General features: G+C 58.5%; 22 protein-coding genes and 1 pseudogene. 13 read left to right on the plus strand and 10 right to left on the minus strand.

Translation table 11 applies throughout. The features are described 5' to 3' along the window. Positions 1-164: 164 nt before the first annotated feature. The 4 genes from FHU41_RS08860 to FHU41_RS08875 all read left to right on the plus strand — a co-directional run bounded on the left by FHU41_RS08860 (position 165) and on the right by FHU41_RS08875 (position 4,150). Positions 165-461 carry a WXG100 family type VII secretion target gene (locus FHU41_RS08860; RefSeq protein ID WP_179389330.1) on the plus strand — a complete coding sequence of 99 codons (297 nt, stop codon included), beginning with the start codon at positions 165-167 and terminating at the stop codon, positions 459-461. Between the two features lie 310 nt (positions 462-771). Next, positions 772-2,904 carry an alpha/beta hydrolase gene (locus FHU41_RS08865; RefSeq protein ID WP_179389331.1) on the plus strand — a complete coding sequence of 711 codons (2,133 nt, stop codon included), beginning with the start codon at positions 772-774 and terminating at the stop codon, positions 2,902-2,904. A gap of 116 nt (positions 2,905-3,020) precedes the next feature. Beyond that, positions 3,021-3,485, plus strand: coding sequence for a hypothetical protein (locus FHU41_RS08870; RefSeq protein ID WP_179389332.1), 465 nt, complete (start codon positions 3,021-3,023; stop codon positions 3,483-3,485). A 50-nt stretch (positions 3,486-3,535) separates the two neighbouring features. Then, complete coding sequence (locus FHU41_RS08875) at positions 3,536-4,150, plus strand: hypothetical protein (RefSeq protein ID WP_179389333.1); 615 nt, start codon at positions 3,536-3,538, stop codon at positions 4,148-4,150. 497 nt (positions 4,151-4,647) lie between these two features. On the opposite strand, the gene FHU41_RS08880 is transcribed toward FHU41_RS08875, so the two are convergent. From FHU41_RS08880 to FHU41_RS08900, 5 genes are all read right to left on the minus strand, one after another. Continuing rightward, complete coding sequence (locus tag FHU41_RS08880) at positions 4,648-5,091, minus strand: GNAT family N-acetyltransferase (RefSeq protein ID WP_179389334.1); 444 nt, start codon at positions 5,089-5,091, stop codon at positions 4,648-4,650. 132 nt (positions 5,092-5,223) lie between these two features. Beyond that, a complete protein-coding gene (gene topA / locus FHU41_RS08885) occupies positions 5,224-7,986 on the minus strand; it encodes a type I DNA topoisomerase (protein ID WP_179389335.1) in 2,763 nt (920 codons plus the stop codon). A gap of 121 nt (positions 7,987-8,107) precedes the next feature. Next, positions 8,108-8,767, minus strand: a complete 660-nt coding sequence (locus FHU41_RS08890; protein WP_425503289.1) for a response regulator transcription factor — start codon at positions 8,765-8,767, stop codon at positions 8,108-8,110. 40 nt (positions 8,768-8,807) lie between these two features. Further along, positions 8,808-10,142, minus strand: a complete 1,335-nt coding sequence (locus FHU41_RS08895; RefSeq protein ID WP_179389336.1) for a sensor domain-containing protein — start codon at positions 10,140-10,142, stop codon at positions 8,808-8,810. A 100-nt stretch (positions 10,143-10,242) separates the two neighbouring features. After that, positions 10,243-10,839 carry an ArsR/SmtB family transcription factor gene (locus FHU41_RS08900; RefSeq protein WP_179389337.1) on the minus strand — a complete coding sequence of 199 codons (597 nt, stop codon included), beginning with the start codon at positions 10,837-10,839 and terminating at the stop codon, positions 10,243-10,245. 69 nt (positions 10,840-10,908) lie between these two features. Between FHU41_RS08900 and FHU41_RS15130 the strand changes: the two are divergent. Next, positions 10,909-12,093: pseudogene (locus FHU41_RS15130) on the plus strand (MFS transporter); the annotation flags it as partial. Here FHU41_RS15130 and FHU41_RS08905 read toward each other — a convergent pair. Then, positions 12,058-13,680: a DUF7059 domain-containing protein gene (locus tag FHU41_RS08905; protein ID WP_179389338.1), complete on the minus strand. Its 1,623-nt coding sequence runs from the start codon at positions 13,678-13,680 to the stop codon at positions 12,058-12,060. The pseudogene FHU41_RS15130 and the gene FHU41_RS08905 overlap by 36 nt on opposite strands. A 226-nt stretch (positions 13,681-13,906) precedes the next feature. Between FHU41_RS08905 and srmL the strand changes: the two genes are divergently transcribed. Next, positions 13,907-15,028, plus strand: a complete 1,122-nt coding sequence (gene srmL / locus FHU41_RS08910) for a PheS-related mystery ligase SrmL (RefSeq protein ID WP_179389339.1) — start codon at positions 13,907-13,909, stop codon at positions 15,026-15,028. A 4-nt stretch (positions 15,029-15,032) separates the two neighbouring features. Here the strand turns inward: srmL and FHU41_RS08915 are convergent, their stop codons facing one another. After that, the gene (locus FHU41_RS08915; protein ID WP_179389340.1) at positions 15,033-15,449 is read right to left on the minus strand and encodes a GNAT family N-acetyltransferase; all 417 of its coding nucleotides are present in this window, start codon (positions 15,447-15,449) and stop codon (positions 15,033-15,035) included. Positions 15,450-15,582: 133 nt separating this feature from the next. Next, a complete protein-coding gene (trhO, locus tag FHU41_RS08920; RefSeq protein ID WP_179389341.1) occupies positions 15,583-16,464 on the minus strand; it encodes an oxygen-dependent tRNA uridine(34) hydroxylase TrhO in 882 nt (293 codons plus the stop codon). Between the two features lie 126 nt (positions 16,465-16,590). Between trhO and FHU41_RS08925 the strand changes: the two genes are divergently transcribed. After that, the gene (locus tag FHU41_RS08925) at positions 16,591-18,924 is read left to right on the plus strand and encodes a DEAD/DEAH box helicase (protein ID WP_179389342.1); all 2,334 of its coding nucleotides are present in this window, start codon (positions 16,591-16,593) and stop codon (positions 18,922-18,924) included. A 188-nt stretch (positions 18,925-19,112) separates the two neighbouring features. Here the strand turns inward: FHU41_RS08925 and FHU41_RS15300 are convergent, their stop codons facing one another. Further along, on the minus strand, positions 19,113-19,820 hold the full coding sequence (locus FHU41_RS15300; protein WP_281360621.1) for a VC0807 family protein: 708 nt from the start codon (positions 19,818-19,820) through the stop codon (positions 19,113-19,115). A 52-nt stretch (positions 19,821-19,872) separates the two neighbouring features. Continuing rightward, positions 19,873-20,118: a helix-turn-helix domain-containing protein gene (locus tag FHU41_RS15495; RefSeq protein ID WP_179389344.1), complete on the minus strand. Its 246-nt coding sequence runs from the start codon at positions 20,116-20,118 to the stop codon at positions 19,873-19,875. Between the two features lie 135 nt (positions 20,119-20,253). Here FHU41_RS15495 and FHU41_RS08940 point away from each other — a divergent pair, with 135 nt between their 5' ends. The 6 genes from FHU41_RS08940 (at position 20,254) to FHU41_RS08965 (ending at position 23,864) form a co-directional block, all read left to right on the plus strand. Continuing rightward, entirely contained in the window at positions 20,254-20,511 is a 258-nt protein-coding gene (locus FHU41_RS08940) for a helix-turn-helix domain-containing protein (protein ID WP_179389345.1), read from the plus strand. 144 nt (positions 20,512-20,655) lie between these two features. Continuing rightward, positions 20,656-21,045: a WXG100 family type VII secretion target gene (locus FHU41_RS08945; RefSeq protein ID WP_343046297.1), complete on the plus strand. Its 390-nt coding sequence runs from the start codon at positions 20,656-20,658 to the stop codon at positions 21,043-21,045. After that, on the plus strand, positions 21,045-21,335 hold the full coding sequence (locus tag FHU41_RS08950) for a WXG100 family type VII secretion target (RefSeq protein ID WP_179389347.1): 291 nt from the start codon (positions 21,045-21,047) through the stop codon (positions 21,333-21,335). The genes FHU41_RS08945 and FHU41_RS08950 overlap by 1 nt, the downstream gene beginning before the upstream one ends. A gap of 56 nt (positions 21,336-21,391) precedes the next feature. Further along, positions 21,392-23,020 (plus strand): DNA/RNA non-specific endonuclease, encoded by a 1,629-nt coding sequence (locus FHU41_RS08955; RefSeq protein WP_179389348.1) that lies wholly within the window; start codon positions 21,392-21,394, stop codon positions 23,018-23,020. Between the two features lie 10 nt (positions 23,021-23,030). Then, complete coding sequence (locus tag FHU41_RS08960; RefSeq protein ID WP_179389349.1) at positions 23,031-23,477, plus strand: hypothetical protein; 447 nt, start codon at positions 23,031-23,033, stop codon at positions 23,475-23,477. A 90-nt stretch (positions 23,478-23,567) separates the two neighbouring features. Further along, positions 23,568-23,864 (plus strand): WXG100 family type VII secretion target, encoded by a 297-nt coding sequence (locus tag FHU41_RS08965; protein WP_179389350.1) that lies wholly within the window; start codon positions 23,568-23,570, stop codon positions 23,862-23,864. The last annotated feature ends 597 nt before the right edge of the window (positions 23,865-24,461 follow it).

Below are 24,461 nucleotides of genomic sequence, written 5' to 3' on the forward strand. Positions count from 1 at the left end.
GTTTTGGGTGTTGTTTAGCGTGTAGATCTCCACACTCGATGTGGGTGTTTGGGTTGTTTGTGGTGTTTTGGGGTGGGGTTGTTTTCTGTCTATCGTTTTTATATTCTTAATGGACTTTGCGGTTTCGGATCAGCCGGCACCCGCTGAATCCTTGGGAGTTTGTGATGGCGAATTTGAAGGTTTCGTATGGTGAGTTGGATGCTGCCGGTACGCAGTTAGATAACGGGCGGGCTGATCTGGAAGGGAAACTTTCTGAGTTACAGCGTCAGATCCAGTCCTTAGTCGCTTCGGGGTATGTGACGGACTCTTCCTCGAAAGCGTTCGAAGCCGAGTATGTCCAGTTCACTCATGGTGCGCAGCAAGCCGTGAGCGGTTTAGAAGGTCTTGCCGCGTATCTACGTCATGCCTCCCAGACCCTGGAATCCACCGATCAACACCTCGCCTCCAAGCTCGGCAAATAAAAGAACGACCTCTAGTTCACGAGAAGGGGTGGTGATGGGTGGCTGTTCTTCAGGTTCAATACCAGGCGTTTCATGCTGCTAGTGCTGCCCTGTCCTTAGTGAGTCATGAGGTGGATGCGGCTGGTCCCGCAGTGACCGGCGATGTGGGACATGCCCTCTTGAGGGAGGCTAGTGAAACGTTCACTAAGGTTTGGGACCAGGACGGGCCGAAACTGGCTGACGCGATCACCTCCGATAGCCGACAGACTCACGACACAGCAGCACAATTCGCGCAGGTCGATGCGATGCTCAGTGGACAAGTAAAGGGGAAATGATGGGCAGAGGCGGTGATTGGTCGCTGCTCGGCGGCTCAGACCCAGCCCCAGGGTGTGTGGAGGACGTTCAACGGATCTCGATGAACTGGGGAGATAAAGCCGGGAAACTCTCCGACGCCCAGAACCTGTTAGAACGCACTCATGTTGCTGGTTCCGGGGCTTCCGTGGAGGCGGCCCGGACGTTACTGGCCCGTGATGGGGCGTTACTGAAAGTTTATGGTCAGGGCTGTGAGAACCTTGCGAACGGCTATAAGTCCTGGACTGCCAGCCTGCAAAGTTTTCAGGATGAAGCCGACCGACTCCTGACCCAAGCACACCAAGCTAATGACGACCTGGACCAAGGGCATGCGCTGGTTGAGGCGGGCAAGCAGGAACGCATCGAAGACGCCGCGAAACGCTCCCTACCGGAAGCCATCACTGAAGCCGCGATAGAAACCATCCTGCCCGGTCTGGCACAAATCTTTTCGGATACTCGCGGGCAATACATGATCAATGACGCCCAGCAACGCCTCGATCACCTCAACCACCAAGCCGATGACCTCCGGGAACGCTACAAAGCCGAAGGAGACAGGATCGCTACCACTACCGCTTTCGTTACCAGCCCCGCCGCAGCAGCCTATAAGGCCGGACTCGACAACGACATCCCGATCGGACCCGGCTCTTTAGCAGCCCTGATACACCAGGACAAAAACCCGAAACTCACCAAACTCGATGCTTTACGGAAAGAACTCGACAGCGGCGACCTCACCCACCGCCAGGAATACCTCAACCAACTCGGCAACCTCACCCCAGAACAACTCGTGCTGTACGGGCTGATGAACCCAGGAAGTGTCCGCAACCCACTCGGGGCGAATGTTGGTGAAGACGTCGCCGGGATCAAGAACTGGTGGGCAGGGCTCAACCCGACCCAACAAATAGCCCTGACCCTTTACGTGCCTGGCATCATCGGCAACCTCAACGGGATTCCGTATAGCGTCCGAGGCATCGCGAACAAAACAAACATCGACCTCATCAAAACCGACCCCAACACCACCCCCCGAGTCCTCAAAGCCATCAGCGAGATCGAAAAGAAACTCGTCGACAAGAACGGCAAACCAATCCCCAACCATTCTTTGATTTCTTTTGATCTGAATAATGGAAAACCGCTCGGGGCGATTGCGATCGGCAACCTAGACACCGCCAAAAACGTGACCTGGAATATCCCGGGCATGGGAACCACCGTCGATGACGGTATGGAGTCCTGGGGCCACTCAGCCCAAGACCTCTACAACGGCCAAAAAGATGCTTACGACTCTTTGTATTTGAAAGATCCGGGGCATGCGGTGGTTGCGTGGATTGGGTATGACACTCCCGAGAAGCCGCCGGAAGGATCGCAGTTTCTTAACCCGGTAAAGGATGTTGAGGGGACTGAGGTCCTGAAGCTCGATAAGGCTCAAGCAGGTTCTCAGAAGCTTGCTGCTGCCCTGGATGGTTTCTACGCGACCCGGTGGGACGGTAACAGTCTCGATCAGCCGAAGAACAACGTCGTTGCTCATTCCTACGGCACCACTACCTCAGCGTATGCCCTCACGAAGACGCACTACCCGGTGGATACCGTCACGTTCTTCGCCTCCGCAGGGATCGACCTCCACGCCGTCACCAACGCCGCAGCCATGAACGTGGCAAAAGTAGACGGCCAACCTGCCGTCTACGCGACCCAGGCCTTTGACGACCGAGTCGCACCCTACGCAGGGATCGGGGGCAGCGATCTCCTCGGGATTGGCACTCTAGATCCCAAGGTCGGAAGATTCAGCCCACAACTGCCCGGTTGGGGTGCCCACAGTTTCTCCTCCGACGGCGGATACGACCCTCAAACTGGTGTCCCTTATAAGATGGTCACCGGCCACGACGCGCAAGGCCATTCCGATAAATTCTCCTTCTTCTCTGCCACCACCGGGCACGGCTACCTCGATCCTGGAACCGAGTCCAGCCACAACATCGCCCTGACCTCGATCGGACACGGAGACTCGATCACCCCTCTTGTCCCGCTCCATCAGACCCTGCCATCAGGGATACATCTTGATCCCTGGGAGACCATCTCCGACGAGAGTAAACAAGACCCTGCAACCCTGGGCAAACCACGAGGCTGATAGTGACCAAGAACCGTTCCTCCCACACCCGTCTAGTAGCACTACTGCTAGTAACCACCGCCCTGATACCCATCATTTCGGCCTGCACGCCCGCCACCCCTGGACCTGGAGGAACCATGACCACCGACCCTTCACACCCCTTCAACGGCACCCGACCCGCCAACATAGTCCTCAAAGACTTCGCAAACATCATCGACGACACCATCAACCACTCCGGCACCACTTTCCCCGGGTGGAAGGGCTCAAACACTGACGGCATACTCCTCTACGGCTGTGAGGTCGGCTCCGAGAAGGGAAACGGTTACGCCACCCAAATCGACGGCGGTCCCGTTCCTGATACCACGGCAGCGGTGGAAAAAATGAAGACCTACTGGGAATCCATCGGCTACACCATCGACGGAATAGTTCCCTGGCCAGGAGACAACAAACGAATCGATCTCACCGGAATAACCCCCACAGGAGCCCGCATCATCTACTCCCCCTCCATGGGAAAAACCGGCATTAACATCGAAAGCGAATGCACCCTCGACCCCTCCCTCAACGGTGTCCCCACACCAACAACACCACCCACCGGAAACTAACGGCAAGATTTAATTTCTGCCGCCACAAAGTAAAAGGCAGGAGACCAACGATGAGTAAACTCACACGATCCTGCCACCAGCCAAAATTCTCGATCACCTCACCCCTCCTAGCGCTCATCATCTCGACCGCGTTCCTCACCGCCTGCACCCCGCTCGCCCCTGGACCTGGATCCGGACCCGGACCCGGACCCGGAGGAACCATGACCACCGACCCCTCACACCCCTACAACGGAACCCGACCCGCCGACGTGGTACGCAATGACTTCTACAACACCATCGAAGACACCGTGAAACACTCCGGCACCACCTTCCCCACCTGGAACCGCAAAGACCCACAACAAATCGACCGGAACGGGTGCACCATCGGCTCCGGCGAAGGACACAACTTTTCCATCCAAATCGACGGCGGTCCCGTTCCTGATACCACGGCAGCGGTGGAAAAAATGAAGACCCACTGGGAATCCATCGGCTACACCATCGACGGGATAGTTCCCTGGCCAGGAGACAACAAGACCATCGATCTCACCGGAATAACCCCCACCGGAACCCGCATCATCTACTCCCCCTCCATGGGAAAAAGTAGCATCGACGTCGAGAGTGAATGCACCCTCGACCCCTCCCTCAACGGTGTCCCCACACCAACAACCCCACCCACCGGAAACTAACGGCAGGATTTACTTTCTGCCGCCACAAAGTAATAGGCAGGAGACCAACGTTGAGTAAACTCACACGATCCTGCCACCAGCCAAAATTCTCGATCACCGCACCCCTCCTATCGCTCATCATCTCGACCGCGTTCCTCACCGCCTGCACCCGCCCCGCCGACATAGTTCTCAAAGACTTCGCAAACACCATCGAAGACACCGTGAAACACTCCGGCACTACTTTCCCCGGGTGGAAAGGCTCAAACACTGACGGCGGATCAATCGCAGACCCTAAGGCTGCCGCAGCCGCAATGAAGGCCAACTGGGAAAGTCTCGGCTACGTCATCGGAAACATTTTTAATGGCACCAATCGGCCAGTTCCAGGGGTGCAACTTAACACAACCACGCCAAGCGGTATGTTCACACACTTCTCCCCCGGAGCCGATAAACGTTCCTGGTGGCCAAGAGCGAATGCACCCTCGAGCTGGGTATGAAGGGCTAAGCCCGAACCACCAGGGTTACAACCCCGTCTCAGCGATCAGAAACACATCGACAGAGTCTTCGTGCTCATATACGAATCCGTGACGCTCATACAGGCGTCTGGCCGGGCTGCCTTTGAGTACGTTCAGACGAAATGGCCGGTGATCGCGCTGCATCGTCATGACGTGACCTAGTACCGCGCTCCCCAGGCCCTGGCCCTGATATTCGGGGGCGAGATAAAAGTGTTCAATCCATTGCTCATCTGTCTCCGGACGAACAGCAATAACGCCCACTACGGCACCTTCAACCTCGATAACAGAGGTATGTTCCGGATGAAAACCTCTGAGAAAACGTTCCCTCACCCACACCGGGTCCCAGAGCTCAAGTCGCTCAAGGTCTGGACGCATCACCACGGCTCGGAGCTCGGCGATCCACGAAGAGTCAGAGGCAAGACTTTGACGCAAAGACCAAGCAGGAGGCATTCCCTTATTAAAGTCGGGAGTACCTTCAAGACTGAAATCGAGGTTCCCCAGCCATCGAGTGTGGAGATCTGCAGCTTATACCGGGGTCAAACCGTGCAGATCTCCACACTCGAAGGCGGGAGTTTCAAAACCTTAGCGCTTGGCCGGAGCCTTGCGCTTAGCGGGTGCCTTGGCCCTAGTGCTGGTCCGCTTCACCGGCCCGCGAGCTCGTTTCTCGGCCAGCAACTCGATGGCGCGCTCCCTGGTCAGTTCCTCAATCGAGGTAGCCCTGGGAACAGTGATGTTGGTTTCACCATCGGTGATGTAAGGGCCGAAGCGCCCTTCCTTGACCACAATCTTCTTGCCCGACGTCGGATCATCGCCGAACTCAGCAAGCGGCGGCACCGCGGCACGGGCACCGCGCTGCTTCGGCTGCGAGTAAATCTCCAGCGCCTGGTCCAAGCTGATCGTGAAGATCTCCTCCTCGGAGCCGATGGAACGCGAGTCCGTACCCTTCTTCAGGTACGGGCCAAACCGCCCATTCTGCACGGTGATCTCGTTGCCTTCTGCATCGGCGCCAAGCACCCGAGGCAAAGACATCAGCTGCAAGGCTTCTTCCAAGGAGACGGTCTCCACAGACATCGAAGCGAACAGCGAACCGGTCCTGGGCTTGGCCTTGACCGGCTTCTTCGGTGGCTTCGGCTTGCCGTTCTTGTAGTACTCAATGGGAGCATTGGCGAGCTGTTCCGCCGTCGGCTCCGGAATAACCTCGGTGACATAGGCCCCGTAGCGACCGTTCCGGGCCACCACGGTGTGCCCGGAATCCGGGTCCGTGCCCAGCACCCGCTCCTCCGGAGCAGCGGTATTGATGAGCTCAATCGCCTTCTCCTCGGTGAGCTCATCGGGAGCCAAGTCCTCGGGCACATTGGCGCGCTCGGGCTCGGTGCCCTCCGGGGCATCGGCGGGTACCGGCTTCTCCAAGTACGGACCAAATTTACCGACCCGCAGGGTGATGCCCTCAGCGATCGGCACCGAATTGATCTCCCGGGCATCGATTTCACCCAGGTTGTTCACGATCGGCAGCAGGCCGGAACCGTCCTCATTGCCGAAGTAGAAGAGCTTGAGCCAGTGCGGCCCGGTCTCCTCGCCCCGGGAAATCCGGTCCAGATCCTCTTCCATCGCCGCGGTGAAGTCGTAATCCACATAGTTCCGGAAATACTCCTCCAGCAGGCGCACCACCGAGAAAGCCACCCAACTAGGCACCAGTGCCGAGCCACGCTGGCTGACGTAGCCACGGTCCATAATCGTGGAAATGGTCGCCGCGTACGTCGAAGGCCGGCCGATGCCGCGCTCTTCCAAGGTCTTCACCAGCGAGGCTTCGGTGTAGCGCGGCGGCGGCGAGGTCTCATGCCCAACTGCGTTGATCGCCTCGGCTTTGAGCGCATCCTTAGCGCTCAAATTAGGCAAGCGACCGCCGTCGGCAGCATCGCCGTCGTCCTTGTTCCGCCGCTCGTCCTGACCTTCCTCATAGGCTGCCATGAAGCCCCGGAAGGTGATCACGGTACCGGAAGCGGCGAACTCTGCGTCCTTGCCATCGGCGGAAAGCGCACCGAGGCGAACCGAGGCGGTGGAGCCCTTGGCGTCGGCCATCTGCGAAGCCACGGTGCGCTTCCAGATCAGCTCGTAAAGCTTGAATTCGTCGGAGCTGAGCGAACGGGCCACCTGGGCGGGAATCCGGAAGGAGTCACCCGCCGGACGGATCGCTTCGTGAGCCTCCTGAGCGTTCTTCGACTTATTCGAGTAGACCCTGGGCGCATTCGGCACAAATGAGGGATCGTAGAGCTCGGCAGCCTGCCGCCGAGCGGCGCTAATCGCCTGATCGCTCAGCGCCACCGAGTCGGTACGCATATAGGTGATGTAGCCGTTTTCGTAGAGGCTCTGCGCCACCCGCATGGTCACCCTCGCGGAGAAACGCAGCTTACGCGCCGCCTCCTGCTGCAGGGTTGAGGTGGTGAACGGTGCCGCCGGGCGGCGGGTGTACGGCTTGTGCTCCACCGAGCGGACGGCAAAGGAAGAACTCTGCAAGCCCGCAGCGAGAGCGCTAGCGGTAGCCTCATCGAGGTGGGCCAGCTTGGTTGAAGTAAGTTCGCCCGCATCGTTGAAATCACGTCCGGATGCAACCCTGGAACCATCAACGGCCACCAGCTTCGCGTTGAAAGCCTGGCTCGAATCCAAGGGTGCGAACTCACCGACCAGATCCCAATAGGAGGCAGCCCGGAAGGCCATCCGTTCGCGTTCGCGTTCCACCACGAGCCGGGTAGCCACCGACTGAACACGTCCAGCGGAAAGCCCCCGGGAGACCTTGCGCCAGAGCACGGGGGAAATCTCATAACCATAGAGCCGGTCCAGTACCCTTCGGGTCTCCTGGGCATCGACCATCGGCATATCGACGTCGCGCAGCTCACCCATCGCACGCTGGATGGCTTCTTTGGTGATTTCCGGGAAGGTCAAACGGTAAACCGGGACCTTGGGTTTGAGCACCTCGAGCAGATGCCAGGCAATCGCCTCACCCTCCCGGTCACCGTCAGTGGCCAGGTAGAGTTCGTCGGCGTCCTTGAGCGCAGCCTTAAGCTCGGAGACCCTTTTCTTCTTATCCGAAGGCACCACATAGTAGGGCTCGAAGTTGTTATCCAGATCAACCGCGAACTTACCCACCGAAGACTTCTTCAGTTCAGCGGGCAGGTCGGAAGGCTGCGGCAGGTCCCGGATATGGCCATAGGAGGCTTCCACCTCGAAGCCCTCGCCAAGGTAACCGGCAATGGTCTTACCCTTCGCCGGAGACTCGACGATTACCAGTTTCTTGCTGACCTTCCCTTTCGGGGAGGTCCCTTCTGTCTTGGATGCCTTAGTGGGCACGGTTCTCCTAGCTGCGAAATTCCCTCATCATGATGCGGCCCCCGAATCTAGTTCACCATACATTAAAAGGCGTGCCGCCAAGGTACTCAGTGCGGCTGGCCAGAAACGCCGCAGGCGAAAATTAGTGCCGGAGCCAGCTCAGCACGGCCAGCACCCGGCGGTGATCTTCGGGCGACGGCGGCAAATCCAGTTTGTTAAAGATCGAGGAGATGTGCTTCTCCACCGCCCCAGCCGAGACCACCAGTTGCTCCCCGATGGCGGTATTGGAGCGGCCCTCGGCGATCAGCCCCATCACCTCACGCTCACGCTCGGTCAGCGCGTGGATGGCACTGCGGGTAGAGGTGTTGACGAAGAGCGCGGAAACTACCTCCGGGTCCAGCACGGTGCCACCGGAATGGATCCGCCCCACCGCCTCGACCAATTCATCCACATCGGTGACCCGATCCTTGAGTAGGTAGCCGATGCCGCCACCATTAGCGGCGGTGGCGAGAAGATCTCGGGCGTAGCTCAACTCGACATATTGGGAGAGCACCAAAATACCAATCTGGGGCGCCTTGCTTCTGATCTGTAGCGCGGCTCGTAGCCCTTCATCGCTGTGTCCCGGAGGCATTCGGACATCGGTAAGCACGATATCTGGCTTGGTTTCGGCGACCGCCGCGAGCAGTGACTCCGCATCACCTACCGCAGCTTCCACCCGGAAGCCACCCTCGCCGAGCAACCGGACCAGCCCTTCTCGTAGCAGCACCGAGTCCTCGGCCAGCACCACCCTGATCGCATTCACTCCCCTAGATTACCGGGCCACGAATCGAATGGTTGCCGGTTCACGGCAGTGGCAGGTTGGCTGCTATCAGAGTTCCTTTAGCACTCGAATCCACTGTCAATACGCCTCCGCTGGCTTCGACCCGCTCAGCCAACCCAGCCAGCCCGTGTCCCTTACCCAGGTGCGCGCCACCGTCGCCGTTGTCTCGTACCGAAACCGCTAGCGCAGTTTTCAACACCCGGACTTCTACGGTGGCTCGACGCGCATTGGCGTGCTTAGCCACATTCGTCAGCGCCTCGGTGACCAGGAAATAAGCCGTGTTCTCCACATTCTCCGGGAGCCGATGTTCCTCCAAGCCCTCGGTCTGCACCGAGACCAGGATTGGGGTGCGCGCCGCTGCCGCCTCAATAGCGGCAGCTAAGCCACGATCCACCAAGATGGGCGGGGCAATGCCTCGGGAGATAGCCCGCAGTTCATTGAGTGTGTCCTGAGTCTGGACCAGAGCTTCCGCCACCAGTTCGGCAGCCCCGGCCTCGCCCCGCTCCAGCCGGCGCTGCGCGGATTTGAGGTCCATGGAGACCCGCACCAGGCGCTGCTGCGGCCCGTCGTGAATGTCCCGCTCAATCCGGCGCAAATTACCCGCTTCGGCAGCCACCGCAGAGTTCCGGGAAGCTTCCAACTGGGTCGCCTTGGCCTTCCAGACAGCCGACTGATTACTCAGTAACCCGCGCGCTAGCAACCACTGCAAGGAAGCAAGGCCTTTGAGCACGGCGGGCAGGGTGAGCAGGAAGAAAAGTCCGACGGCGGCATCCAGCCAACCGTGAAGGCTCACCGGGAAGCCAATGAGGTCCCAAATATCCTGGGAATCCGAGGGCAGAAAGCGTTTCCAGAAGAACGCCGTCAACATACCCGGCCCGGCGACGAGCCAGCACAGCGCCAGGCAGAAGACTGTTATTCGAATCGGGAAAGCGACCACCGCGTGAATGGCTTCCCGCCAGCGCAACGAATCGGTCAAGCGGAGAAGTACACCCCGGAGACCGGGAGCGGAAATAGTCTTATAGAGGTGCAGAGGCAACGGCTCTCGGCTCCAAGCTGCCAGTCGACGCTCTGCGGTAGCGAAGAAGCTCGCCGCATAAAGCGTGCCAAGCAGAACGAAGATACCTCCGTAGATGATGGCCGTGGAGACCCCCAGGCTGAACAGGGCTACTACCGCAACGAAAGCCGGTATTCCGAGGAAGAAAGAAGCCAGGCAGTAAGCCAGGTTCCTTCCCAACCGTCCGAAGAAGCCGAGTTGGACTTCCCGCTCGGAAGTTTGCCGGAACTGGCTGGTCATGGTGGGTTCCCTGGTATCGCGGTCAATCAATGGAATCGTGGCCGTCTGGGTTGCTGTATTCACAGTATTCAGTTTTCCAGCCGGGCGCGATCAGCACATTGGTGCCAGCGGCCGTCTTTCTGTTGGTTTCCCGCACCCCGCTGGTAGGGATAACCCCACCAGCTCAGCTTGGAGAATCTTCGGTTGAGACTTCTCCTGGATCGTCCGGGACGAAGACGGTGTGTAGATAGCTGGCTTGCTGATCGGAATCCTCACCCAGTTGCCGGTATTTATCCACCAGTGTCTGGTAATCCTCGGCGAAGAGCTTGCGTTGCGACTCGCTGAGCTTGAGCTTGGTGGTGGAGATAAACATGGACGGCGACCCCTTTTCGCCCACCAAGTTCACCTGCCGCATTGCGGCGTTGATCCGGTCCAGGACCTGGCCGAATTGAATCTCTATCAGGGTGCTGCCGAGCAGCGCGGAGGCTGCCACCCCTTCGCCCACCCGCACGCTCTGGGCGGTGGCTTGCCATCGACGTTCCCTTTGATCGGTGCCATCGGTACCCGAGCTACGTTGGACGAATCCCCATTTCTCCAGGGCGCGGAGGTGATAGCTCATGGCGCTGGGGGTTCCACCGAAGCGGTGCGCGAGTTCTGTCGCGGTGGCGGGGGTTTGGGAGGCGAAGAGTTCGTCAATAACCTCTAGTCGAAGCCGATGTGCCATCGCTCGGATGGCCTGTGCATCGGTGATGACCAGTTCGGATCGTTCACGTTCGGGCATGTCCCCAGTCTAACTAATATCTGAAAGAACCCTTTGACATCTCAGTTATGAAGCATTAGTTTCATAGTTATGAAAGAGAAGCTTCAGACTTCCACCGGTGCGGGATTGTTTCGGAATCGGGACTACCTGATCGCCAGCGCCGCACGTTTCCTTGCCACCGTGGGCTACGGTGCGGTGACCATCACGATCATGCTGCACTTGCAAAGCAGCGCATCCGATCCAAGTTCCGGAGCTTGGATGGTGACTTGCTACCTCCTGATCGCCACCCTGCCCACCGTTCTGCTGGCACCGTGGGCCGGGCGACTCGCGGACACCCGGGATTCCCGAGCCCTTGCTACCGGAGCATCGCTACTAAGCGCGGTTGCCGTCGCCCTGATGGCGCTCAGCACCCAGTTCCTGGACAACTACCTGCCCGCCCTGCTGGCCCTCACCGTCGTGCTGGAAGCGGGGCTCGCCATAGCCTCCCCCACCTGGCAAGCGCTGCTGCCGCGGATCGTGGGCGAGGACCGCACTCCGCAGGCGATGGGGACCATGCAGGCGACCTTAATGCTGGCCGGGATGGTCGGGCCAGCACTGGGCGGATTCCTATTGGGCCAAGGAGGCTTAGCCTTCAGCTTTTGGGCGGCAGCCGCCGGTTATCTACTGCTCGCCGTGGGAGCCTTATGCATCCGTACCAGGAGATCCTTGCGCACCGAAGCCGCCGCCGTCGGCCTTGAACAGGAACCTCCTCGGCTGCTGGACGGGCTGCGTGAGCTGGGCAAAGATACCCTGCTGGGCTTGGTGGTCTTCGCGGCACTGCTGATCGTGCTCTTCGCCGAAGCCATCAACGTGCTCGAAATTTTCCTGGCCCGGGAGGAGCTGCACGCCACCGAGCTGCAGTACGGGCTGCTCTCGGCCACCATGAGTATTGGTCTGGTCCTCGGCTCGCTCTGGGCAGGCAGAATCAATTCGGAGCGGTGGCGGTTGCGAATCTTCCTGCTTTCCGCAACCGGATCGGCCTTGCTCTTAGCGCTGATGGGCTTAGCCCCAAGCTTGGTTTGGCTCTTCATAATGGCCGCAATCCTTGGCCTTGGCATCGGCGCACTCAATGCGACGTTTGGCGCGCTCCTGATGCTCCGCACCGCCGAACACAAGCGAGGCCAGGTCGGTTCCATCGTTCAGGCGCTCACCCGAGCAGTATCCATCGGCGCTCTGGGGCTGGGTGGACTGCTGGGTAGCCTACTCGGCGCGCGGCTCGGATTTGTGCTCAGCGGGAGCGTTACTCTGTTGCTCTGCCTGGGCATTAGCGTGGTTATCCTGCGCTTCGTCCGGAAGCAGGAATCCATCCAGGACAAGCTCGCGGACCTGGTCGAATAACTCCAGTTCCCGGTCCAGTAGCGCAGCGAGCGCGGCCTCGATCTGCCCGACGCTCAGGGTGCCGTCGCAGGCCGAGACGAATCCCGCCAGTTCGGTGCTCAGCAGCGTGGTTCGGCGTAGGCCAGCACCTTGGCGAAGCAGAATCACCCCCGGATGTTCCGCGCCGGGGCGCTGATGCCGCTCCTCGGTAACGTCCTCCGCCACGGTGAGCTTCGCCGTCGCTAGTTCCGTAGTAGAAAGCCAATCGGCCCGCTCGACGGCGGCCGCTAAGTAGGGTGCGATCGGCTGTTCGAGCGGGTGGCTAAGATCCTCAAATCTGTGCAAGGTCGAGAGCGCGGCTTCCGTCCGGCCACGCCGCAACCACACCATTCCGAACCCAATACCTTGCACGTTCCGGGCGGCGAAATCCTGGAGGTAGTCCCGGTAGGAGTCGGCGTAAGAGGTGGCATCGCGCCCTTGGGAGGCATCCTGGAGCCAGGTTTCCGCATACTGTTCCGGGCTGATTTCCTCACGCTGAATCACCCAACAATCTGTGATCCCGGCAACCCAGGGTTCGACCCGCTGTTGCCAGGGCTGCGCTGCGGAGATCTCCCAGTTGCCCAACAACTGGGCGGAGCCCCCGGGACTCAGTACGGCGGGCAGGGCTTGGAGCAGCGAGGAAACCAACTGGTCTCCGGGAAGCCCCGCATCCCGATAGGTGAACTGTTCCGCAGCGCTCTCTCCACGGTGTCTCGGGGTGATTACGAAAGGTGGATTAGAGACCACCAGATCGAATTCCTCACCCTGCACCGGCTCCAGCAAGCTGCCCTGTTTGAGCTGCACGCGCTCTTCAAGATGTTGTGGGTTCAAGCCCAGCAACTCTGCGTTCAGCAATAGATTGAACCGAGTGAAGGCGAGCGCCCGTTCGGAGATATCGGTCGCCGTCACCTGCCGCGCATGCCGAAGCAGGTGCAGGGTTTGGATGCCGCAGCCGGTACCCAGGTCAAGGGCTTTCTCTACGGGGTTTCGAATAGTTGCCTGCGCCAGGGTGAGCGAAGCCCCGCCAATGCCCAGCACATGATCTCGGCGCAGCACCCCGGGGCGTTGGTGAGCAGCCAGATCGCTGGCCACCTGGAGTTGCACCTCCCCCTGATCGTCCTGGAAGGCATAGGGGCGCAAGTCCGCCAGGGCGTGGCCAAGTCCATCCTTCAACTCGATCAGTCCGAGTTTGGCAAGCCCCTCCGCCCCAATCCCGGGCAGCGCCTGGTCAAGGAGTTCGACGGCGGTCGGCTCGGCCAGCAAGAAGAGTCGGGTTAGCACGGCCACCGGTTGGGAGGAGCCTTCCGTGGCCAGCAGTGCGGGGACCAGTTGTTCACGGTTCAGCGCCGCGTAGGCTGACTCGCCCAGGAAATCGGCCACCCCATCCACTGTGTACTCCGCTGTTTCCAAGGCTCGGGCAAGAGCTGGTAGCAGAATCGGATCACCAAGCGGAACATCGAGAGTCATCCTCCCAGGCTAGTGATTTCTTCTTTCCGGTGATAACCCCGAACGGAGCAGCCTCGGTAGAAAGCGCCTCCCTGGGGACTGTAGAATCTAAGCCATGCACCTTTCGCAGCGATTTATTAGCCCTCGGCCGCTTGGCCGTCGGGGCTCTATCGTTCTGCGCTAAACGTCCCGGCAGCTTTCGGTCGAGGGAGTCCCTTCCCCTCTCACTTCAACCGAAAGCCCTCCGATGAAAAACTATCTTTCCCTCACAGATCTCAATGCTGCCCTTGCCGTGCGCGATCTCAGCGACCCGGCAGCCGGGGAGCATGCTCTCCAAAAGCTGCTAAACGACGTCGTGCAAGCTTTGGAAACCCGGTGGCGGGTGCCCAGCGAAACCCACCGGCTCAATCCACTAGTAGCCACCCGAGACAACTACGACCGCCTGGGGTACAGCCCCGGAGCGGTGACCCGTGATTCCAGATATTCGCGGCATGTTTCGCCCACCGTGATGTTGCGAAGCCACACCTCGGCCGGCATCCCCGCGTTACTGGACAGCCTGCGCGCCGTTGAGGACCGTTATGACACTCTGCACGTGCTGCCGGGTTTGGTGTATCGACGGGACGCGGTGGATCGACACCATGTGGGAACCCCGCACCAGGTCGATCTGTGGCGGGTGAAATCTCGGGGGCTGCTCGGCTTAGCCGAGTTGGAGGAGCTCATGGCTTTGGTGGCCGAAGCCGTACTTCCGGGCTGCAAATGGCGAGCTACCCCGACCCAACATCCCTATACTTCGCACGGACATCAACTCGATGTGCTGGTGGGCGGTGAGTGGCTGGAACTGGCCGAATGTGGGCTAATTGCCACCCCGATTCTGCGAGCGGCCGGGCTGGAGCCGCGGCGCTGGGGTGGGCTGGCTATGGGGATGGGCCTGGACCGGGCGCTCATGCTGAGGAAAGGAATCGACGATATTCGGCTACTGCGCTCCGCCGATCCCCGGGTGCAATCTCAAATGCTAGATCTGCAGCCCTGGCGGGCGGTGTCCTTGATGCCCCCGATGCGCCGCGATCTGTCGCTGGTCTGTGACTCCGCGGCCGATGTGGAGACTCTAGGGGATGCGGCTCGTAGTGCGCTGGGTGATTCTGCCGAGGTGCTGGCTTCCTTAGAAGTGCTGGCGAACACCCCGCTTGCCGAACTGCCCGCCGCGGCTGCCACCCGGCTGGGGATGGTCGATGGGCAGGCAAATGTGCTGCTCCGGCTGACCTTGCAGGCCCTAGACCGGACGCTGACTGTGGCTGAGGCTAACTCGCTGCGGGATCGGGTCTATCTGGCGCTGCACGAAGGCCCGGTCAAGGAGTTGATCGCGGGATAGTTCTTCAGGACATGGCTGAGGCGGGACGGACCATCGCCGAGCCATCCGGTTCCACGAAACCGAATTGCCGGTAGAGTCCGTGCGCGTCAGCGGTGAAAAGCGTCCATCTGAAGGTGGCGCCCGGGCCCTCATCGATCATCTTCGACACAATGCGCTTACCCAGGCTGTGTCCGCGGTGTTCGGGGTGGACGAAAACGTCAGCCAGATAGCCAAAGCCGACGCCATCCGAGACGGCGCGGGCGAAGCCCACCAGCTCGTTTCCTCCTGCGCGGTAGGCGCCGACTACCCGCCAGGCGCCGGTGATCTGGCGTTCCACTTCTTCCCGGCTGCGCTGGCGTCCCCAGTACGCTTCCGTGGAAAGGAACTGCCAGATGGCTTCTAGGTTAATCCGAGCGGGGTCGTCACTGATCTCGTAGTCCATGACGGTTAATGCTAATCACGGAATCCTTGGATTTGGGCATAAAATTGGCTACTTTTAGCGACCTTTTGGCTTCGGCCAGGGGTTTTCCCGGGTGTTGCTGAGGGTGCTGCTGAGGGCGCTGCTGGTGGCGTTTTCAGCCGACCAGGCTTTCGCAGCCCTCGGGGCAGCGCAGGTTCGCTGGCTCGCTCGCGCAGTCGGTGCAGTACAGGTTCAGCGTGCGGCAAGCCAGATTGGCGCAATTATGAAAATCGCTGCTCGGCTCCCCACAGCGAACGCAACTACCGATCGTCTTGGCTTCCTCGCTGAACTCCATTCGCATCCGCTGATCAAACACGTAGAGTGAGCCCTCCCAAAGCCCAGCGTCCCGGTACTTTTCGCCATAACGGACAATGCCGCCGTCGAGCTGATAAACCTCGGAGAAGCCACGGTTCACCATCAAGCTGGAAAGCACTTCGCAGCGCACCCCGCCGGTGCAGTAGGTGACCACGGCTTTGTCTTTGAGGTCATCGTATTTACCGGAGTCGAGTTCGGCGATGAAGTCCCTGGTGGTTGCCACCTCCGGCACCACGGCATTCTTGAATTTGCCGATCTGGGCTTCGAAGGCGTTGCGGCCGTCAAAGAAGACAACTTCCTTCTGGTCCACCAGCTCATGCAGTTCTTCCGGGCGCAGGTGCTTACCGCCGCCGATCACGCCGTTCTGATCAACCTTCAATTCACCGGGTGCCCCAAAACTGACGATCTCGGAGCGCACCTTGACGCTGAGCCGAGGAAAGTCCGCCGCACCGCCATCGGACCATTTGACGTCGACGCCCTTGAAATACTCTTTGGTCGACTTCACATATTGTTTGAGCGCCTGAAGTTCGCCACCGAGCGTGACGTTAATGCCGTCCTGGGAAATGATGATCCGGCCGGTGAGACCGTGCTGCTCGCAGAGCGCGCGCTGCCATAGCCGGATCGCTTCCGGGTCTGCCACCGGGGTGAACGCGTAGAAAAGCACGATTCGCTGAATTGCCACCCCTCAAGAATACCGGGCTTGAAAGGGGATACCAGGCGCTGTGCCTGGGCTGCTAGCTCGTGTGCCGATCTGGCGTGGGCTACCGAACCGCCGCCAGGCACCTAGGCCGGGTGACAGAATGGCACGGTGGACACTGAGAATTCGCTGCTGAGGTTGCTGGGTCGGGGCCCGGACCCCGAGCAGCTTCGTCATGTCCGCGTACTACCGGCCAGGGAGGCAGTTACTGCCCCGTGGCCGTCCTGGGTGCATCCGGACATTGTGGCCGCTTACGGCTCCCTCGGTGTGCATGAGCCTTGGCGACATCAGGCCGAGGCGGCCGAGCTGGCTCATGCGGGTCAACATGTCATCATTGCCACCGGAACCGCCTCCGGCAAATCCCTCGCCTATCAGCTCCCGGCGCTGGACGCTATTCATCGCGCGCAACTGGCTCAGTCAGCTATGCCGGGGCGAATTCTGGACGACGGCGAAGATGCGGTTGCGCTCTACCTCTCCCCTACCAAGGCACTCGCCGCCGATCAGCTCACGGCCCTGCGAGCCTTGGGCTTACCGCATTTGCGGGCCGAAACCTACGACGGTGATACCGAGCTTTCGGGCAGGCGTTGGATCCGGGATCACGCCAATTTTGTGCTCTGCAACCCGGACATGTTGCATTTCGGTATTTTGCCGAACCACGAATGGTGGGCTCGCTTCTTTCGCCGCTTGAAGTATGTGATCATCGACGAAGCTCACGGTTATCGGGGAGTTTTTGGCTCCCATGTGGCTGCGCTGATGCGTAGATTGCGCCGGATCTGCCAGCATCACGGCGCCGATCCGGTCTTCATGGCGGCTTCGGCCACCTCGGCGGACCCGGAAAGTTCATTTGGTCGCCTCATCGGAGCCCCGGTAACCGCGATAACCAGCGATGCCTCCCCGCATGGGGCTACCACCATTGCTTTCTGGGAGCCGGCACTGAGCGAAATGACCGGTGAAAATGGTGCTCCCGAGCGTCGAACCAGCATTGCGGAGACCTCCGAGCTGCTGGCGAATCTGGTCTCCGCGCATGTTCGCACTATTGCTTTCATTAAGTCCCGCCGCGGCGCAGAGGCGATCTCCGGCAATGCCAAGCGGCTGCTCGAAGAGGTGGACGTTAGCCTGCCTCACCGGATCGCCGCCTATCGGAGCGGATACTTGCCCGAAGAACGGCGCGAGTTGGAGCGAGCCTTGCGATCCGGCGAGTTGCTCGGCGTAGCCAGCACCTCGGCACTGGAACTGGGCATCGATATCTCTGGATTGGATGCTGTGCTGGTGGCCGGCTGGCCCGGCACCCGGGCATCTCTCTTCCAGCAGTTCGGCCGCGCGGGCCGGGCAGGCCAAGATGCGCTGGCGGCTTTTATTGCCAGTGACGATCCGCTGGATACCTATCTGGTCAACCATCCGGAAGCGATCTTCGGCGTTCCGGTAGAGGCGAGCGTTTTCGATCCGGATAATTCCTTTGTACTCGGTCCGCATCTGTGCGCCGCTGCTGCCGAGCTCCCCTTGGGGCCAGCCGATCTGGAGCTTTTCGGCCCGGCCACGGAAACTATTCTGGACTCGCTGGTGGCCGAGGGATACCTGCGCCGTCGGCCCGCGGGCTGGTTTTGGACTCATCCACAGAGCCCAGCGGCGATGGTCAATCTGCGTTCGGAGGGCGGCGGGCCGATCAATATTATTGAGGCGGATACCGGAACGGTGCTGGGCACCATGGGCTCACCACAGTCGCATTATCAGGCTCATACCGGCGCGGTCTATATTCATCAAGGCTTGAGTTATCTGGTCGAGGAGCTCAATGAGGAGGACCACTATGTGGCGGTCCGCCGAGCCTGGCCGGATTACTACACCACGGCTCGCGATGTGACTCAGATCGAGGTGCTGAACTCCTTGAGGCAGAAGCAGTGGGGGCCGGTGACCTTGCATTTCGGGGAGGTTCAGGTGCGAACCCAAGTGGTCTCCTTCCAACGCAAGGCTTTAGTCTCCAATGAGGTACTCGGTGAGGAGCCCCTGCAGTTGGGGGCTCGGGATCTCTTTACCAAGGCTTTCTGGTTTACCATCGATGGCTCCTCTCTGGTTTCTCAGGGACTGGTGCAGGCTCGCTTTCCCGGTAGCCTGCATGCCGCCGAGCATGCAGCCATCGGCTTGCTACCGCTGGTTGCTTCCAGCGATCGTTGGGATGTAGGTGGGGTATCCACCGCGCTGCACGCCGATACCGGAGTCCCTACTGTCTTCGTCTATGACGGGCATCCCGGTGGCGCAGGCTTCGCCGAACGCGGCTTCGAAATGGCCGGTACCTGGCTCGCAGCCACCAGGGACGCCATTGCCTCCTGTGAATGTGAATCCGGTTGCCCTTCCTGTGTGCAATCACCCAAATGCGGAAATAAGAACAATCCCCTAGACAAGGCCGGAGCCGTGGATCTTCTCGACATCGTGCTCCGCAAGGCTGTATAGAGGGTGGTAAGACGCAACAATAATCCGAGGTCAGATGAACGCCCCAGCCTAATTAAGTCAAGATCCTCAAATTTGGTTGAGAAGTCGCACTTAAGGTTCGCCACCTCAGACTCAGAACTACATTCGAGCAGACAGACGCTGGAGGTACAGCTTGAAACGAGTGTGTACTTGGTGGGGGCAGCGTCCCATCAGTCCATATCGTGTTGGTCATTCATGGCTTGTGAGGCGATCCGTAGGGTGAGGGAGATTGCTAGGGCGACTGCGGCGAAGGGGAGGAGTTGGCTGACGATGTAGCCGAGAGTGAAGGTCCCGACGGTGACGATGAGTAGGTTTATGGCGGCTTGGAGGAGAAAACATGTCCCCCAGATGATGGTGATTTTGCGTTGCGCGGTTCGAAAGTACGGGTGTTCCCAGAGGCTGTACCACCAGTCTCTGTTCTCTTTACCGCCACCGGCTGAGAGTCGTTGGCCGAAGTAGAAGGCTAAGGGTTTGGGGAACAGCATTGAGGCGAAGAAGACCAGACTCACGGTGCCCACGATGATCGAGTCTTTATACAGAAGCATCTTAGGATCCGGCGAGCACAGAAGCGTCACGACAACGGAGAGCAGTGTGACACCAAGAATGATCGTTGATACTGCACTAAAGAATCGATAGCGCCGGAAGTACACCACCGCACCCATGACCGGCACGATACAAGCCAAGAGATAAGATGCCACGTCACCGAGGCCAGCAGACTGAGCCAGGCTAAAAACTATGACACTAGCAACGACTTCGCAGATGGTGAGGACAACCGAAAATCGAAGATCAGCCTTTCTCAACAGAACACCCTGGACTGGCTCTCCTAATGGTTGTCCTGAGGGCTGTTCGCCTGTCGGTGACGGCTCACTGTGGTCCATGACGGATTAGCTTAACACCTCAAACCTTGAAACGAGCTGGGAGGTTTGCCGCTTACCGTGGAGCTTGTGAGTCGTGAGTGAGGAATAAAACTTCAAGGGGTACCCCCAGAGTGCGAGCGATGCGCTCCCCCAATTGCAGACTGCAACTATCTCGACGTCCAGCGAGGAGATGGGAGATAAAACCTTTCGAACAACCAACCCGTTTCCCCACCTCACCAACAGAAAGCTTTTCCACGTCCATGCACGCTCTGAGCATGGCAATACTTTTCAGTTGCACTTGACCTCGACGCATCTCCATCAAAGCCCTCCATCAACAGTTCTCACCCGATCAGCAACGCCAGGCCGAGAAGAAGCCAACACATCTCAATAGACAACTATATCCGGTCTTTTATATAGGGTGTTACATTTCAGGTCCGATATTCACGCTTGAAGGATGGCTTGGAATGAAACGAAAGCAAAACAGTTCGGTATCGTCTTGCGTCGACTTCGCGAGGAACGCGGGCTCTCCCAGGAGGCTCTTGCCTTCAGGGCGGGAGTGACGAAGAACCAAGTTCAACTCATCGAAAGCGGACGCTCCTCCGGGCGCAAAGATGCAACCGGACCATCGAACCCGAGACTCTCCACCCTGGTAGGGCTAGCCGAAATCCTCGAAATGCCAGTCCACGAACTCCTGAAACACGGGAAAATCTGAACCCACCCAGACCAGCCACCTAGCCTGAACCACTACCAGCCCCGACAACTGACCGACGGGTATTGTCATCTACATTCAGTTTCGTCTACTCTGTATATTAATAAGATGTGAAATGTATCGCTGTTTGTGTTGGGGGTGTGGTTGGTGTCGGGTTTGCGGGTTGATTCTGTTGCTTTGCGTGGGTTCTCTGGAACTTTGGCTGAGCATGCAGCTGAGTTGGAGCGTCGTGTGGTTGCCGCTGAGAGGAAAGCGAAACAGGTTCTTGGTGATTCGTGGACTGGTGTTGCTTCTGATGAGGTTTCTGGCATTTTCGATCAGTGGTTTCGGGGTGCTCAGGGTGTGTGGGAAGCGTTGAATGGTTTAGCGTCTTTTGCGGGGGTGAGTGCCGGGGCGTATGAGGTCAGCGAGAAAGAACTCACCGCTGCTGCGCAGAACACGTCTGCCCTGGCGGGGTTACCGCCCGCACCCACTACATCTTCACCATCAGCGTCTTCGGCTACCTCGCGTGGTGGGAATGTTCCGGTGGCTTGGTAATGGGCGCGACGTTTGAGGCTGACGATGCCCAGATAGCTGCTTTGTTGGAGGAGTTGGCTGCGATTACGGTGTATGCGATGGATCTTCATGAGCAGGTCAGTAATCGTGCTACTGGGGTGGCTGCTGGTTGGGATGGTCAGGCTTCTACGGCTTTTACTGCCCAGATCAATAGGTGGCAGGTGGAGGAGCAGGCGATGGTGGCGGAGGTGGAGCATTTCACGAATTGGGTCGCTAACGCCAAACATCAATACGCTGCGGCCTCTGATGCGATCAAACAGGGCTGGGTCTAGTCATGCGCCTGCTCGTTAGGACAGCGTCCTATGTGGAGGCTGCTGAGGGTTTGGTGTTGGCTCAGCACGGCGTTGATCAGGTTCACTCTGCGTTACTTGCTGGGTTGGCGGGTACGGAGACGATGGCTGGGAATGACGACGGCGGGGTCAGGTTCGCGGGTGAGTACAACCCTGCAGCTCAAGACGTTGTGATGGGTATCAGCGCTGCTAGGACAGGGTGTGGTGTTCTGGCTAAGAGGCTGGCGGATACGGCGAATGTGTGGGCTGACGCGGAGCATTATGCTTCCGGTGGTAGGTCGCCGATGGGGATGGCAGCTGTTAGTGCGGATATTTCTGATGCTTCTATGGGGTGTTCTGCCATGGTGCCTTCTGCTGTGGGGCAGTCGATGGGGTTACCGGAAGGGTGGGAATGGATCCAGTCGGTCTGCGGGGCTGTTTGGCCTAATGGTGACCCGGACAGGTTACGTAAGGCTGCTGGTGCTTGGAAGCAGGCAGGTAATGATCTGAACTCTGTGGCTGATCGTCTTGGTAACGCTCAAACCCCTTTGCTGTCTTTGGTTACACCGGATCTGAACCTGATTTTGACCAAACTGGGTGAGTTCAAAGCCTTCGTGCAAGAGACTGCGCAGCACTGCACGGATATTGGTGATGCGTGTGATTCTTATGCTGCTGGTTTGGATGAGGCTCATAACTCTATCCGGACTGAACTTGCTGAGTTGTTGGCGTTTACGGTCGCGTTTGAGGCTGGGGCGGCCCTGTTAGCGGTGTTCACGGTGGGTGCTTCTGAGGTTGTGGGTAATGTTGCGGTGGTGGGGCGGATCGCCCTGGCTGGTACCAGGGTGGCTGGGATCATTACCCGGGTGGGTGCCACCGCGGCTTCTATCGCAGGGCGGATTAGTTCCGCCGCGGCGGCTATTGGCAGGACCACGGCGTTAGTCAGGGAACTCGCTGTCATCAAAAACATTACTTACCTCGGGTCGAAAGCGCCGGCGTGGGTGAAGCTCACCACGAGCATGACCGTGAACACTGGCGTCAGTGTAGGTATCGACGCCGCGGCTAACGGAGGTAAAGTCAATCATTTTGGTGCCGACCTCGCAGCAGGCTTCCTCCCCTTCGGACTAAGCAAAATCACCACCGGGTTGAAAGCAGAAATTGGTGCGTCGGGAGCGTTTAGCGGAGTCAGTAGCAAGCTTGATGACGTGCTACGCACCACTGCCGGTGTTCCCGGTGCCTGGAATAAACAACTCAATAAGGTGAAGCCCAACACCACATACGTAGTTGATCAGAAGTTCAGCTTCAAAACCAATGCATCAGGCCAAGTTACCGAAGGGTCGGCGACGCTGGACAGTCTGACACCTGGGGTAAGGAATCCGTATCAGCAGAAGATAGCCGGTGTGCCGGACAGGCTACCAACCGACGACGGCGGCCACATCTTCGGCACACAGTTCGGCGGCCCCGGAGAAGCCATCAACCTCACAGCCATGCGCAACGACCTCAACAGACTCGGGAAACGTGAATATTACGCGTTGGAGCAGGAATGGGCTAAAGCAATTGCTGAAGGCAAAGTGGTCAAGGTGAAGATAAATATTGACTATCCGAGTCCTGACAACTTCCGCCCAAAACGTTATAGAATTGAGTACCAGATTGATAGCGGTCCACTGAAGACTCAAACGTTCAAGAATTAGGAAGTCATCGATGAACGAAAACATAATGAAATTGCAAACTGACTTAGGAAATTTTCTCGTTTCTGCATTGGCAACTTCTGACTGGTCAAAAATTATCGTTTTCTACGCAGAAGTGGGGAACATTTCACAGTCTCAGTGCGACTACATTGACTCGGCCGGAGAAACCCAACACGCCTCAATGCCTGTTGGGGCATTGGACATCTTGGAAGAGATGAAATCAGCTTTTTCACAGGAGGGGCGTGGCACCTGGCTGTCGGCCGAGGTCACGGTTGACCGCTCGACTACTGAGATTAAGCTGAAATTCAACTATGACGACAAGCCAAACTGGCACATTGAACCACAGCCAGAAAATTACCTGCTTGACCTGCAACGGTACCCACGAACCGAAGTCGGGATCCCCGAGTGGTATCCAAAGTTTGAAGATTATCCGAACTGGCAGGACGAACTTTCTCGATAGTTTGAGTAACAGAGTGTCAAATCAACATTCCGCTTTAAAACAGATATTTCCACAAGTCGAAAAATAAAATATTGAAAGTTGTGTAATTATATGACGAATTTGAATGTTTCTTATGGTGAGTTGAATGCTGCCGGTACGCAGTTGGATAACGGACGGGCTGATCTAGAAGGCAAACTTTCTGAGTTGCAGCGTCAAATTCAGTCATTAGTCGCTTCTGGTTATGTGACGGATTCTTCCTCGAAGGCATTCGAGTCCGAGTATGCCCAGTTCACCCAGGGCGCACAGCAAGCCGTCAGCGGCTTGGAGGGTCTTGCCGCGTACCTGCGACATGCTTCGCAGACGTTGGAATCCACCGATCAGCAGTTAGCTTCAAAGCTCGGTAAGTAGGTTCCTTAAAGGTGGGTCGTGGTTGGTGCAATGTACCAACCACGATCCACCTCTTTAGATGGTTTTTGTTGATCATCCGATACGGCTTAACAATGTGAGGAGATGACCGGTTGAATGGCGTATGTTGTTCCGATCACGGCGGGCAGGCTCGCAGATTTCGTGCAACGGCTTGAGGTTTGGCGTGCACGCTACGGTAGGAATCCACACTCGAACTCTACGAATCCGGAAGAGATTTTTCTCCTTGAGTATGCCCAGGCGCTTCGTAGCGCGCGGGCTGCTGGACGTCTCGACGTGGAGACATCCGACTGGGTGATAGATCATGTCGGTCGATACAACATGAGCAGAACGGGCTCCGAGGGGTTGCATTGGGAGCGTCGGTTCGAAACCTCAAAGGCTTACATCGCTGAGCATGGTTTTCCAACGACAGCCGATGCCAGGATCAACCCTGACGCGAGATCTGTACGCGAATGGGTCGGACGTCAAAACAGAGCCCGAAAATTAGGCAAGCTCAGCCAGCAACGATCACAGGTAATCGCTGAGCTCATTGACCAGACTAGGTAGCGAGATTCTGTAACGAAAATGCTCTGCCCGTATAAG

It is taken from the genome of Psychromicrobium silvestre, from assembly GCF_013408295.1.
Taxonomy (GTDB): Bacteria; Actinomycetota; Actinomycetes; order Actinomycetales; family Micrococcaceae; genus Renibacterium; species Renibacterium silvestre.